Below are 13,941 nucleotides of genomic sequence, written 5' to 3'. Positions count from 1 at the left end.
GGTAAAGGTGAATCTTACCCGGAAATGGCCGTAACGGAAATTATTCCGTAATTAATGTGCCTTCTTTTTCGCCCATGACGACGCGACGCAATGCGCCAGGCTTGTTCATGTTGAATACGCGAATTGGCAATTTGTGGTCACGGGCAAGCGTAAAGGCGGCCAGATCCATAACCTTCAGTTCTTGTTCCAGCACGTCGCTGTAGCTCAGCTGATCGTACATGGTTGCAGACGGATCTTTTGCCGGATCGGCGGTGAATACACCGTCAACTTTTGTGGCTTTCAGAACAACGTCAGCTTCAATTTCGATACCGCGCAGGCAAGCAGCGGAATCGGTGGTAAAGAATGGGTTACCGGTACCGGCGGACAGAATCACGACGCGGTTGTTACGCAGCAGGCTGATAGCCTCTGCCCAGCTGTAGTTGTCGCATACGCCGTTCAGCGGAATAGCTGACATCAAGCGAGCGTTCACATAGGCGCGATGCAGTGCGTCACGCATTGCCAGGCCGTTCATGACCGTTGCCAGCATGCCCATGTGGTCGCCCACAACGCGGTTCATACCCGCTTTTGCCAGACCTGCGCCACGGAATAGGTTGCCACCACCAATGACGACACCCACCTGAATGCCCAGCTCAACAAGTTCTTTAATTTCTTGCGCCATGCGGTCAAGAATACTTGCGTCAATCCCGAAGCCTTCAGTGCCCTGCAATGCTTCACCGCTAAGCTTAAGCAGAATACGTTTGTAGACAGGTTTTGCGTTGGTAGCCATTTTCTTTCCTGAGAGTGTCACGAATGGGATGGTAAAAATTCAGGTGACATCATGCGATCCTTGCCGGTAAGCCCCTATAGGAGCTGGCTGATTTCCACATGACGATTTTCGTTACTTTACAACATAAAAGAGAGCCGCCCTCAGGCGGCTCCTTTACAGCAATTAAGACTGCTTGGACATTGCAGCAACTTCTGCTGCGAAGTCAGTCTCAACTTTCTCGATGCCTTCGCCCACTTCAAAGCGGATGAAGCCAGTCACGTCAGCGTTGTGCTCTTTCAGCAGCTGGCCAACGTTTTTGCTTGGATCCATAACGAACGGCTGACCGGTCAGAGAAACTTCGCCGGTGAATTTCTTCATGCGGCCTTCAACCATTTTCTCTGCGATTTCTTTTGGCTTACCGGACTGCATCGCGATGTCGAGCTGAACCTGGTATTCTTTTTCTACCACGTCTGCAGACACGTCTTCTGGCTTAACGAATTCTGGCTTGCTTGCAGCAACGTGCATTGCCAGATGTTTAGCCAGTTCTTCGTCAGCGCCAGTTGCAGCAACCAGAACGCCGATGCGAGCACCGTGCTGGTAGTTACCCAGAACTTCGCCTTCCAGGGAAGCTACACGACGGATGTTGATGTTCTCACCGATTTTAGCAACCAGAGCAACACGTTCTTCTTCGAACTGTGCTTTCAGAACTTCAACATCAGTGATGTTACCAGCAACTGCTGCGTCCAGTACTTTGTCAGCGAAAGCCTGGAAACCAGTATCTTTAGCAACGAAGTCAGTCTGGCAGTTAACTTCCAGAATGAAGCCGATGTTGCCATTGATTTTAGTTTTGATCACGCCGTCAGCAGCAACGTTGCCTGCTTTTTTCGCTGCTTTGATAGCACCGGATTTACGCATGTTTTCGATTGCCAGCTCGATGTCGCCGTTAGCTTCAGTCAGTGCTTTTTTGCAATCCATCATGCCTGCGCCGGTACGCTCACGCAGCTCTTTTACCAGGGATGCGGTAATTTCAGCCATTCTAAAATCCTCGAAAGATTTGATCTGCCCGGCCTAAACCGTACAGATATAAAAGTAAAAAAGGGGGCCATAGACAGGCCCCCTAACCAAACGTGTACTACCTGGTCTATAAGGGCTCTAACGAGCGTGCCTTATTACTCAGCTTCTACGAAGCTTTCTTCCGCTTGGGAAGCCAGATCCTGGGAACGGCCTTCACGAACGGTAGCAGCAACAGCGCTCAGGTACAGGGTCACAGCACGGATTGCATCGTCGTTACCAGGGATAACGAAATCAACGCCATCTGGATCAGAGTTGGTATCAACGATAGAGAATACTGGGATACCCAGGTTGTTCGCTTCTTTGATAGCAATGTGTTCATGGTCAGCATCGATTACGAACAGTGCGTCCGGCAGGCCGCCCATGTCTTTGATACCGCCCAGGCTGTTTTCCAGCTTGCCCAGTTCACGAGTGCGCATCAGCGCTTCTTTTTTGGTCAGCTTGTCGAAAGTACCGTCTTGAGACTGAGTTTCCAGATCTTTCAGGCGTTTGATTGACTGACGAACGGTTTTCCAGTTGGTCAGCATGCCGCCCAACCAGCGATGGTTCACGAAGAACTGGTCGCAGCTGTTAGCAGCTTCTTTCACAGCTTCGCTTGCAGCGCGCTTAGTACCAACGAAAAGGATTTTGCCTTTGCGAGCAGAGATCTTGTTCAGTTCAGCCAGAGCTTCGTTGAACATTGGTACAGTTTTCTCAAGGTTGATGATGTGAACTTTGTTACGTGCGCCGAAGATGAAAGGCTTCATTTTCGGGTTCCAGTAACGGGTCTGGTGACCAAAGTGTACACCAGCCTTGAGCATGTCGCGCATGGAAACAGTTGCCATGGTAAAAACCTCTATAGATAAAGTTGGGGTTAAGCCTCCACGTATCCCATATTACCGACCCCTAAGGGCACCCCGGAATATGTGTCGATACGTGTGTGTTATTACACAAAGTGAGATTTGTCGCTTCCAGCCAAAACATTGAGCGGAAGTTCGGCGCGCTTTATACCATAAAATAGACGAAGACACCAACAGTTGTTATCACCCGCGCAGGGCACGAAAGGCGAAGTTCAGAATGATTCTCAATTTGGCAGGGGGTACTCCTGGCTGTTAACATTGACATCACTAATACTCAATTATTGTCGAAACATTCGACACTGATGGACATATTCCATGGCAATCTCTATTAAAACCCCTGAAGATATTGAAAAAATGCGCGTTGCCGGTCGTCTGGCTGCCGAAGTGCTCGAAATGATCGAACCGCATGTAAAACCTGGCGTCACCACCGGTGAACTGGATCGCATCTGTAACGATTATATCGTTAACGAACAAAAAGCGATTTCGGCGTGCCTGAACTACCACGGCTTCCCAAAATCCGTCTGCATCTCCATTAACGAAGTGGTGTGTCACGGTATCCCGGATGACGAAAAGCACCTGAAAGATGGCGATATCGTCAACATCGACGTCACGGTCATTAAAGACGAATTCCACGGCGATACGTCCAAAATGTTTATCGTCGGCAAACCGACCATTCTGGGTGAGCGTCTGTGTCGCGTCACCAAAGAGAGCCTGTACGTTGCGCTGAGAATGGTAAAACCTGGCGTGAACCTGCGTGAAATCGGCGCGGCGATTCAGAAATTTGTTGAAGCCGAAGGTTTCTCCGTTGTTCGCGAATACTGCGGCCACGGTATCGGTCGTGGTTTCCACGAAGAACCGCAGGTGCTGCACTATGACTCTCGTGAAACCGATGTGGTATTAAAGCAGGGCATGACCTTCACCATTGAACCGATGGTCAACGCCGGTAAAAAAGAAATTCGCACCATGAAGGACGGCTGGACGGTAAAAACCAAAGACCGGAGCTTGTCTGCGCAGTACGAGCATACTATTGTGGTGACAGACAACGGCTGCGAAATACTGACATTACGCAAGGATGACACCATCCCGGCGATAATCTCGCACGACGAATAATAAGAAGCCGGCGAAAGCCGGTTTTTTTTGGTAATCGCTTTTTCTTATGGGTGGCGTAATGACGAATCTTTTACCTGAACTGGCCTGCACAATTCTCCCCCCCCTCCCCGGCCAGCCTGAGTATCCGGTCACCTGGTCAGAAGAGAGTCTGATCTGCGCTGAAATCAAAACCCGCCTCGATGATTTTCAGCATTGGCTGGGCGAAGCCTTTGACAACGGCGCATCGGCCGAACAGCTTATCGAAGCCCGTACCGAATTTATCGACCAGCTGCTACAACGCTTGTGGCTACTCTACGGCTTTGGCGATCTTGACGACGCCGCCCTGGTCGCCGTCGGCGGGTATGGCCGCGGTGAACTGCACCCGCTGTCTGATGTGGACTTGCTGATCCTTAGCCGGAGCAAACTCGCAGACGATAGAGCCCAGAAGATTGGTGAATTACTCACGCTGCTGTGGGATCTCAAGCTGGAGGTGGGCCACAGCGTGCGCACGCTGGAAGAGTGCCTGCTGGAAGGGCTGTCAGATTTAACCGTCGCCACAAACCTTATTGAATCCCGACTGCTCATCGGCGATGTCGCGCTGTTCCTTGAGCTGCAAAAAAATATCTTCAGCGAAGGTTTCTGGCCTTCAGAACACTTCTTCCCGGCAAAGGTTGCCGAGCAAGAAGCGCGCCACCAGCGTTACCACGGCACCAGCTACAACCTGGAGCCCGACATTAAAAGTAGCCCCGGCGGCCTGCGTGATATCCAGACCCTTCAGTGGGTAGCGCGCCGTCACTTTGGCGCGACCTCGTTCGATGAGATGGTTCGTTTTGGCTTTCTGACGGAAGCCGAGCGCAATGAACTCAACGAATGTCTCCACCTGCTTTGGCGCATTCGTTTTGCGCTGCACCTGGAACTGACTCGCTACGACAACCGACTCCTGTTCGATCGCCAACTCAGCGTGGCGCGCCGACTGAAATATGAAGGCGAAGGCAATCAGCCTATCGAGCATATGATGAAGGATTTCTATCGCGTCACCCGCCGGGTGAGCGAGCTTAATCACATGCTATTACAGCTGTTTGATGAAGCCATCCTTGCTCTGACCGAAGATGAAAAACCTCGCGCCATTGACGATGATTTCCAGCTACGCGGCACGCTTATCGACCTGCGCGACGACACGCTGTTTATCCGTGAACCGCAGGCTATTCTGCGTATGTTCTACATGATGGTGCGCAACAGCAACATCACGGGGATCTATTCCACCACCCTGCGCCATCTGCGCCATGCTCGACGCCATCTGACCGAGCCGCTGTGCTATATCCCAGAGGCGCGCTCGCTATTTCTGAATATGTTACGCCACCCAGGTGCTGTGAAGCGTGGCCTGTTACCGATGCATCGTCACAGCGTGCTGTGGGCCTATATGCCGCAGTGGTCTTACATTGTCGGTCAGATGCAGTTTGACCTGTTCCATGCCTATACCGTCGATGAACATACGATTCGCGTGCTGCTGAAGCTGGAAAGTTTCGCCAATGAAGAAACGCGCCCGATGCATCCGCTATGCGTTGATCTGTGGCCCCGGCTAAACCATCCAGAACTGATTCTGATTGCCGCGCTGTTTCACGATATCGCCAAAGGGCGTGGGGGTGACCATTCGGTGCTCGGCGCGCAGGACGTGCTGAAATTCGCCGAACTGCACGGGCTGAATTCACGTGAAACGCAGCTCGTCGCCTGGCTGGTTCGCCAGCATTTGTTGATGTCCGTTACTGCTCAGCGTCGTGATATTCAGGATCCAGAAGTGATCAAACAGTTTGCCGAAGAGGTGCAGACCGAGCATCGCCTGCGCTTTTTGGTGTGCCTGACGGTGGCCGATATCTGCGCCACTAACGAAACGCTGTGGAACAGCTGGAAGCAAAGCCTGTTGCGCGAGCTCTATTTCGCCACCGAAAAACAACTCCGTCGCGGCATGCAAAACACCCCGGATATGCGCGAACGCGTGCGTCATCATCAGATGCAGGCGCTGGCGCTGCTGCGCATGGATAACATCAATGAAGAGGCGCTACATCAGATCTGGAACCGCTGTCGCGCCAACTACTTTGTGCGCCACACGCCAAACCAATTAGCCTGGCATGCCCGTCATCTGCTCAAGCATGATTTAACGCAGCCGATGATCCTGCTAAGCCCACAGGCCACCCGTGGCGGCACGGAAATCTTTATCTGGAGCCCGGACAGACCGTATCTGTTCGCTGCCGTTTGCGCCGAGCTCGACCGACGCAATCTCAGCGTCCATGACGCACAAATCTTTACCACCCGCGACGGCATGGCGATGGACTCGTTCATTGTCCTTGAACCCGATGGCAGCCCGCTCTCCGGCGATCGTCATGAGACAATTCGTTCAGGACTCGAGCAGGCCATCACGCAGCACAGTTGGCAGCCGCCACAGCCGCGTCGTCAGGCGGCAAAACTACGTCATTTTTCCGTCGATACGGAAGTGAATTTCCTGCCCACCCATACCGACCGTCGTTCATTCCTTGAACTGATCGCACTCGACCAGCCAGGGCTCCTCGCCCGCGTCGGCCAGGTGTTTGCCGACCTCGGAATTTCGCTCCACGGGGCCAGAATTACGACAATTGGTGAACGAGTAGAAGATTTATTTATAATCGCCACCGCCAACCGGCGTGCCCTTAATAATGAGCTGCAACAAGAAGTACAACAACGGTTGACAGCAGCCCTCAATCCAAACGATAAAGGGTAACGATTTTTTATTAGTAAATGGAAAGAGTAAACAATGCAGCAATTACAGAACGTTATTGAGTCCGCCTTTGAGCGTCGCGCCGACATCACGCCGGCAAATGTGGATACCGTAACCCGCGAAGCGGTCAACCAGGTTATTTCGCTGCTGGATTCCGGCGCGCTGCGTGTCGCTGAAAAAATTGACGGTCAGTGGGTCACTCACCAGTGGCTGAAGAAAGCGGTTCTGCTCTCTTTCCGTATTAACGATAACAAGGTTATCGACGGTGCGGAAAGCCGCTACTTCGATAAGGTGCCGATGAAGTTTGCCGACTACGATGAAGCCCGTTTCCAGAAAGAAGGTTTCCGCGTAGTGCCACCGGCAGCGGTTCGTCAGGGTGCTTATATTGCCCGTAACACCGTCCTGATGCCGTCCTACGTGAACATCGGCGCTTACGTTGATGAAGGCTCTATGGTCGATACCTGGGCTACCGTCGGCTCCTGTGCGCAGATCGGTAAAAACGTTCACCTCTCCGGCGGCGTCGGCATCGGTGGCGTACTGGAACCACTGCAGGCCAATCCAACCATCATCGAAGATAACTGCTTCATCGGCGCGCGCTCTGAAGTCGTTGAAGGCGTGATCGTGGAAGAAGGTTCCGTGATTTCCATGGGCGTCTATTTAGGTCAGAGCACCAAAATCTACGACCGTGAAACCGGTGAAGTGTTCTACGGCCGCGTACCGGCAGGCTCAGTTGTCGTTTCCGGCAACCTGCCATCGAAAGACGGCAAGTACAGCCTGTACTGCGCGGTTATCGTGAAGAAAGTCGACGCGAAAACTCGCGGCAAAGTGGGCATTAACGAACTGCTGCGTACTATCGATTAATAAGATATTAAAAAGCGGGGGCCACCCCGCTTTTTTTATCTTCACGCTGGCGGAAAATGATTTTTTCGTTAATTATTCAATAGTTAATTTAGATCAAGGGTACCGCTATGTACGATAATCTGAAAAGCTTGGGCATTACCAATCCTGATGAAATCGATCGTTACAGCCTCCGGCAGGAAGCCAACAACGATATCCTGAAAATCTATTTCCAGAAGGATAAAGGTGAATTTTTCGCCAAGAGCGTGAAGTTTAAATATCCGCGCCAGCGTAAAACCGTGGCTGCCGATGGCATTGGTCAGGGTTTTAAAGAAGTACAGGAAATCAGCCCTAACCTGCGCTACATCATCGATGAGTTAGATCAGATTTGCCAACGCGATCGCACTGAAGTCGATCTCAAGCGTAAGATCCTGGACGATCTGCGTCATCTTGAAAGCGTCGTGACTAACAAGATCAGCGAAATTGAAGCAGATCTGGAAAAACTAACGCGTAACAAGTAAAGGGTGATGTCGTTTGTTCCCCGCCGGCGCTGCGCTTCGCCGGGCGACAAATAGACAAGAATGTAGCCCGGCCAAGCGCAGCGCCGCCGGGTTAAATCACCGTTGCTCGTCAAGCTGCAATGCAATATACAGCAGCAAACGATCGTCAAAATTCCCCAAATCCAGTCCGGTCAGTTCCGAAATTCGATTAAGCCGATACTCCAGCGTATTACGGTGAATAAACAGCGCCTTCGAGGTTGCCAATGGCTGAACGTTATGGCGGAACCAGGCGGCCAGCGTACGGCGCAGCAGACCGTTGTTATCCATCGCTTTCAGGCGCATTAACGGCCGAGAAAGCTCGTTGGCTTGCCAACCACCGCGCAGGCTGTCGAGCAGCACCGGCAGCATCAGATCCTGATAAAAATAGCTGCGGCTTTCGGGCATTCGCTGCTTGCCGACCATCATAGTGGTGCGCGCCGTACGGTAGGAACGGGCGATGCTGCCGGGGCCGGTGAAGTAGTTGCCGAGCGCTACGCGAAAACGCAGGTGCCCGTTCTCTTTCATCCGTGAAATAAGCTGTTCAACCCGTTTCTGATGATCTTCAGCGTCCCAGCGCCCAAACGGGTTCAGCGCCGGTTTCAGCACCACCATTTCGGTCAACGATACAATCGCAATCAGGTTATTTCGCTCAGGCGTCGTCAGCGCGTTTTGCAATTGCTGAAGCTCTGCCATTGCGCTGTCCACGCCTAGCTGACCGCTATCGACCTCCACCACCGCCGCCACGCGCGGCTGGTTAAGGTCAATGCCCAGTCGCTGCGCCCATTCGGTCAGCGCCGGGGTATTCTCTTCGGCCTGGATAAGGTTCATCACCAGCTCTTCGCGCAGACGGCTGTCCTGGGCTAAAAGGTGCATCAGGCGCGACTGCTCTAACATCATCTCCGCCGTCATACACACCAGTTCACCGTACTTACGCAGCGTCTCCGGCTCGCCGGTCAGGCCGATAACGCCAACAATTTCCCCTTCCAGTCGCAGCGGCAGGTTAATCCCCTGACGTACCCCATGCAGATGTCGAGCGACAGCGTCATCAATATCAACCACCCGCCCCTGCGACAGCACCAGTAATGCCCCTTCGTGCAATTCACCAATACGCTCGCGATCGCCGCTGCCAATAATGCGCCCACGGGCATCCATTACGTTGATATTGGTATCGATAATGCGCATGGTGCGCGCCACAATATCCTGCGCCATTTTAGTATCGAGATGCCAGCTAGCCATGAACCCCTCCTGTGAGCAGGTTACATGATAAGAAAGAAGATAAAGGCTCGCACTGTGCAATTGCACAAAGCAGGGTTGGGATCTATGGAGTTGTGGGAAGCTTCACATTACGGCGGGAGAAACCCTTTCCCCAAAAAGGGGAAAGGGTTGGATTGTCGATTACTGCATCAACAGGTAGATAGAGGTGTCGCCACGCTGGATATTCAGCGCCAGTACAGAAGGTTTACCGTCGAGGATTTTGCGCAGCTCAGCGATATTTTTCACCGCTTGCTGGTTCGCGCCGATAATCACGTCACCTTTCTTCAGGCCAATTTGCGCCGCTGGCGTACCCGCTTTCACGGAGCTTACGACCACACCTTTGTCCTGGCCTTTGTTGCTCATCTCAGCGCCTTCAATACCGCTGAAGATGGAGCTGGAATCAACCTGATTCTGGCTGCTCTGCTGCAATTCAATTTGAACGGTTAACGGCTTACCGTCACGCTGCAGGCCGAGGCTAATTTTGCTGCCGATTGGCATCGTACCCACCTGCGCACGCAGTGCTGCAAAGCTGCTGATAGGCTTACCGTTCAGGGCGGTGATCACGTCACCCGCTTTAATACCCGCTTTTGCCGCTGAAGAGTTCGGCATTACCTGGCTTACGAACGCGCCGCGCTGTGCATCCACCTTCATGGCTTTCGCCAGCTCAGAGTTCAGCTCGGTACCCATAATGCCCAGTTCACCGCGCTTAACCTGACCAAATTTCACCATCTGGTCAGTCAGGTTTTTCACCATGTTGCTTGGAATGGCGAAACCGATACCGATGTTGCCGCCGTCAGGCGCGAGGATCGCGGTGTTAATCCCGATAAGCTCGCCGTTCAGGTTAACCAGCGCGCCGCCGGAGTTACCGCGGTTAATTGCCGCATCGGTCTGGATAAAGTTTTCGTAGTTTTCGACGTTCAGGCCGCTACGGCCCAGCGCAGAAACAATACCGGACGTCACGGTTTCACCCAGACCAAACGGGTTACCGATAGCCACGGTGTAATCACCGACGCGCAGTGCGTCAGAATCAGCCAGCTTAATCGCCGTCAGGTTTTTCGGATCCTGAATCTGAATCAGCGCAATATCAGAGCGCGGGTCTTTACCCACCACTTTGGCGTCAAATTTACGCCCATCGCTCAGTTGCACTTTAATAACGTTGGCGTTATCCACTACGTGGTTGTTGGTGACGACATAGCCTTTCGCCGCGTCAATCACTACCCCAGAACCGAGGGCCATAAATTTCTGCTGCTGTGGGTTACCGCCACCGTTGCCCCCCTGCGGGCCACCGCCCTGACAGAATGGAGAGCTCTGGAACGGCGAACCGTCCTGGCAGAAAGGCGAATTGTCGCCAAAGAATTGCTGGAAGTTACGCCCCATGCGCGGCGTATTTACCGTTGTGCTGCCTTCAACATTAATGCTGACGACTGACGGCATCACTTTTTCCAGCATCGGCGCCAGGCTTGGCATTGGCTGCGCGGCAGACGCGGTAGAAGATGCCGTCTCGGCCGCGCTAGCGGACAACGGAGACAGAGCCAGACTTAAACTAAGAGCCAGTGCACTCATTGCTAACGTGGTTTTTTTCATGTGTTTCAATCTCAATTTCAGATTACGCAAAGTTACGATGTTCGTGACTAATCAGATTCACTTTATGGCACTAAGTTCCCTGCAACTACACGTGGGAAAAGTAAAAATTTATTGAGCGTCTTTACAAAACTTATGATTATTCTACCGCCATCAACCGTCGATATTCATCCCACGCGTAGAGGTCAGTCATTCCGCTGATATAATCCTGAAGCAGGCGGCAGCGATAATAATATTCCATCACCGGAAATTCCACAGCATCACGCGATATTTTATTTACAGCCTCAACGTAAGCTAAACGATGGCGCGTTGAGAGCTTGCAAAAAAGCCGTGATTCGATAGGCAGATGGCGTAAACGCTCATGTTTAACCAGCTCACTAAATTCATTTAACGATAATTTTAACAGCGGCGCATAAATATCAAGTAAACCGCCAATCACTCGATATCCCTGCAATTCAAGCTGCTCGACATCTGGATGGCTAAAGACATGTTTTATCGCTACATTTTTATATAATGCCAGCAATTCACTGTAGCTGCTTTCATCTTCAAGCAGCGCGTGGTTAAAGTCACCCTCAAAAATCTGCGGCAGATTATCGATAAAACGCTGTGCCGCGTATGGCACCAGTTTATTTAATGTATTTACCCGCAAATACATAAAGAACTGATCTTCTGTGCTTCGACTTAATGAATTTGCGCGAGATTTATCCCAGGCATTCTCAACCACCTGTGCAAACAATGAACCTTTTTCATGATCGGGCCAGGCATCGTATAAATGCTGGTAGAGCTGCTCAACGCTAAAGATTCTTTTTTCTACAGCATCTTCAAGGTCAGCAACACAATATGAAATATCATCCGCAGCTTCCATAATCCAGGTTAATGGAAAGCGATTGTAAGGCGCTAGCGCCAGTTCTTTACGTAAGCGCGCAATATACTCTTCTTCGGCCAGGTAATAACCGGGCTTTTTCATTAAGTAGCTATGCGTTTTCGGCACGTCATTCGCCCACCAGGCGGGACGCGTATATTTTAAAATACACCCTACCTGCGCCCAGGTCAGATTCATGCGCATCAAGGTATGCACCAAACGGATGCCCTGCGCATTGCCTTCGAAATGGCACAGGTCTTGCCGCACTTTGCTACGCAGCACGTTTAGCGCCTCTTCCCCTTCATGCAGCTTGAGAGCGGCAACCTCGCAGCGGTCATGGCTTTGCGGCTGCTGCAGCGCATCTTTTGGCGCGAGGCGCTGGCTGAACCAGTCGTTAATCGCCGCTTCGCCAAAGTGACCGAAAGGGGGATTGCCAATGTCATGCATCAGGCACGCCATTTCGACGACGCTTTCAAACGGCCCGGTCAGCTCATCCAGCCCGTAGGTGGCGAGCAGTTTTTTCTCTTTCAGACGGCTCAGGATCTCTTTGGCGATATAGCGCCCCACCTGCTGCACTTCCATCGAGTGCGTCAAACGCGTTCGTACCGCGGCATTACGCTCGAGTGGGAAAACCTGCGTTTTTTGCTGTAAACGGCGAATGGCAGGTGAGTTAATAATGCGCCCACGATCGCTTTCAAAAATGCGCAGAATTTCATGTTCTGAGCTTACGCCCTGAGGTGAACGATAGCGCCGACGCCAGTTAATTTTATTACGGAAATCAATCTTCACCATAACCTCTCCGTCGCGAGAAATGCGCTTCCCCTGAACCGCATGATAGACTATGCCTTTAAACATGGTATATCGCGAGTAAATCTATGAAAATCGGCATTATTGGCGCAATGGAAGAAGAAGTTACGCTGCTGCGTGACAAAATCGAAAATCGTCAGACCATCACCGTGGGCGGGAGCGAAATCTATACCGGGCAGTTGAACGGCGTTGACGTCGCGTTACTGAAATCCGGCATTGGTAAGGTTGCCGCCGCAATGGGCGCGACGCTGCTGCTGGAACGCTGCCAGCCGGACGTTATCATTAATACCGGCTCCGCAGGCGGCCTTGCGCCAACTCTGAAAGTGGGTGACATCGTGGTCTCTGACGAAGCGCGCTACCACGATGCCGATGTCACCGCATTTGGCTACGAAATCGGTCAAATGGCCGGCTGCCCAGCAGGCTTTAAAGCGGACGACAAGCTGATTGCCGCGGCGCAAGAGTGCATTAAATCGCTCGACCTGAACGCCGTTCGTGGCCTTATCGTCAGCGGCGACGCCTTCATCAACGGTTCCGTGGGGCTGGCGAAAATTCGCCATAACTTCCCACAGGCGATTGCAGTAGAAATGGAAGCCACGGCGATTGCGCATGTGTGCCACAGCTTTGGCGTGCCGTTTGTGGTCGTTCGCGCGATCTCAGACGTGGCCGATCAGCAGTCCCACTTGAGCTTTGACGAGTTCCTGGCGGTGGCCGCGAAGCAGTCAACGCTGATGGTTGAAGCGCTGGTGCAGAAACTGGCGCGTGGCTAAGCGGTTTATCAAAGGGCTGCTGGCCCTGCTGTTGAGCGCTCCGGCGTGGCTGTTCGCCGCGCCGCGGGTTATCTCCCTCTCCCCTGCCAACACCGAGCTGGCCTTTGCCGCTGGCATCACCCCCGTTGGCGTCAGCGCCTGGTCTGACTATCCTGACGAAGCTAAAGCCATTGAGCAGGTTGCTTCCTGGCAGGGCATTAATCTGGAGCGCATTGTCGCGTTGCATCCCGATCTGGTGCTGGCGTGGAAAGAAGGCAACGCCGAACGCCAGGTGAATCAGCTGCAAGCGCTGGGGATCGCCGTATTATGGGTTGATAACCATCGTATTGAGGACATTGCCACTTCATTACGCCAGTTGGCGAAATGGAGCCCAACGCCTGAGAAAGCCGAGCAGGCGGCCACCACATTGTTACGCGACTATGCGCAGCTCAAAACGCAGTACGCGGACGCGCCGAAGAAACGCGTGTTTATGCAGTTTGGTTTCAATCCTATTTTCACCAGCAATAAAAGTGCCATTCAAAACCAGGTGCTGGAGATTTGCGGCGGTGAAAACATCTTTGCCGACAGCCGCGTTGCATGGCCGCAGGTGAGCCGTGAACAGGTATTAATGCGTCAACCGCAGGCTATTATTGCCGCAGGGGATGAGAGTCAAATTCCGAAAATCCAGCATTACTGGGCAAGCCAGCTCACAATCCCCATTATTCCCCTCAATAGTGACTGGTTTGAACGAGCAAGCCCACGTATTATCCTCGCCGCAAAACAACTCTGTACTGCGTTAGAGCAGGTTCATTAACGGGATAA

12 protein-coding genes are annotated in these 13,941 nt (G+C 52.4%); 6 read left to right on the top strand and 6 right to left on the bottom strand.

Going from position 1 to position 13,941, the window contains the following annotated elements; translation table 11 throughout:
• Window positions 1-40 precede the first annotated feature (40 nt).
• The 3 genes from pyrH to rpsB form a co-directional block, all read right to left on the bottom strand.
• Window positions 41-766 (bottom strand): UMP kinase, encoded by a 726-nt coding sequence (pyrH, locus tag ACIPDS_RS19625; RefSeq protein WP_062772166.1) that lies wholly within the window; start codon window positions 764-766, stop codon window positions 41-43.
• A 162-nt stretch (window positions 767-928) separates the two neighbouring features.
• A complete protein-coding gene (tsf, locus tag ACIPDS_RS19620) occupies window positions 929-1,780 on the bottom strand; it encodes a translation elongation factor Ts (RefSeq protein ID WP_166516257.1) in 852 nt (283 codons plus the stop codon).
• 134 nt (window positions 1,781-1,914) lie between these two features.
• Window positions 1,915-2,640: a 30S ribosomal protein S2 gene (rpsB, locus tag ACIPDS_RS19615; RefSeq protein ID WP_166516258.1), complete on the bottom strand. Its 726-nt coding sequence runs from the start codon at window positions 2,638-2,640 to the stop codon at window positions 1,915-1,917.
• A gap of 330 nt (window positions 2,641-2,970) precedes the next feature.
• Here rpsB and map point away from each other — a divergent pair, with 330 nt between their 5' ends.
• The 4 genes from map (at window position 2,971) to ACIPDS_RS19595 (ending at window position 7,851) form a co-directional block, all read left to right on the top strand.
• Window positions 2,971-3,765 (top strand): type I methionyl aminopeptidase, encoded by a 795-nt coding sequence (map, locus tag ACIPDS_RS19610; protein ID WP_062772157.1) that lies wholly within the window; start codon window positions 2,971-2,973, stop codon window positions 3,763-3,765.
• Window positions 3,766-3,823: 58 nt separating this feature from the next.
• Window positions 3,824-6,496, top strand: a complete 2,673-nt coding sequence (glnD, locus tag ACIPDS_RS19605; protein WP_400739436.1) for a bifunctional uridylyltransferase/uridylyl-removing protein GlnD — start codon at window positions 3,824-3,826, stop codon at window positions 6,494-6,496.
• A 33-nt stretch (window positions 6,497-6,529) separates the two neighbouring features.
• Entirely contained in the window at window positions 6,530-7,354 is an 825-nt protein-coding gene (gene dapD, locus ACIPDS_RS19600; RefSeq protein WP_400739433.1) for a 2,3,4,5-tetrahydropyridine-2,6-dicarboxylate N-succinyltransferase, read from the top strand.
• A 107-nt stretch (window positions 7,355-7,461) separates the two neighbouring features.
• Window positions 7,462-7,851, top strand: a complete 390-nt coding sequence (locus ACIPDS_RS19595) for a DUF3461 family protein (RefSeq protein ID WP_062772148.1) — start codon at window positions 7,462-7,464, stop codon at window positions 7,849-7,851.
• Window positions 7,852-7,947: 96 nt separating this feature from the next.
• Here ACIPDS_RS19595 and cdaR read toward each other — a convergent pair whose 3' ends face one another.
• The 3 genes from cdaR to dgt form a co-directional block, all read right to left on the bottom strand.
• Window positions 7,948-9,105, bottom strand: coding sequence for a DNA-binding transcriptional regulator CdaR (cdaR, locus tag ACIPDS_RS19590; protein ID WP_166516261.1), 1,158 nt, complete (start codon window positions 9,103-9,105; stop codon window positions 7,948-7,950).
• A gap of 159 nt (window positions 9,106-9,264) precedes the next feature.
• Window positions 9,265-10,707 (bottom strand): serine endoprotease DegP, encoded by a 1,443-nt coding sequence (gene degP / locus ACIPDS_RS19585; RefSeq protein ID WP_166516262.1) that lies wholly within the window; start codon window positions 10,705-10,707, stop codon window positions 9,265-9,267.
• Window positions 10,708-10,843: 136 nt separating this feature from the next.
• On the bottom strand, window positions 10,844-12,358 hold the full coding sequence (gene dgt, locus ACIPDS_RS19580; RefSeq protein WP_166516263.1) for a dGTPase: 1,515 nt from the start codon (window positions 12,356-12,358) through the stop codon (window positions 10,844-10,846).
• A gap of 83 nt (window positions 12,359-12,441) precedes the next feature.
• On the opposite strand from dgt, the gene mtnN reads away from it, so the two are divergent.
• The gene (mtnN, locus tag ACIPDS_RS19575; protein WP_400739426.1) at window positions 12,442-13,140 is read left to right on the top strand and encodes a 5'-methylthioadenosine/S-adenosylhomocysteine nucleosidase; all 699 of its coding nucleotides are present in this window, start codon (window positions 12,442-12,444) and stop codon (window positions 13,138-13,140) included.
• Window positions 13,133-13,933: a vitamin B12 ABC transporter substrate-binding protein BtuF gene (btuF, locus tag ACIPDS_RS19570; protein WP_400739423.1), complete on the top strand. Its 801-nt coding sequence runs from the start codon at window positions 13,133-13,135 to the stop codon at window positions 13,931-13,933. The genes mtnN and btuF overlap by 8 nt, the downstream gene beginning before the upstream one ends.
• Window positions 13,934-13,941 lie beyond the last annotated feature (8 nt).

Origin of the sequence: Kluyvera sp. NPDC087067, from assembly GCF_044745165.1 — a bacterium.
Taxonomy (GTDB): Bacteria; Pseudomonadota; Gammaproteobacteria; order Enterobacterales; family Enterobacteriaceae; genus Kluyvera.
The sequence above is the reverse complement of the archived record's forward strand: the minus strand, read 5'-3'. Positions and strand labels throughout refer to the sequence as shown.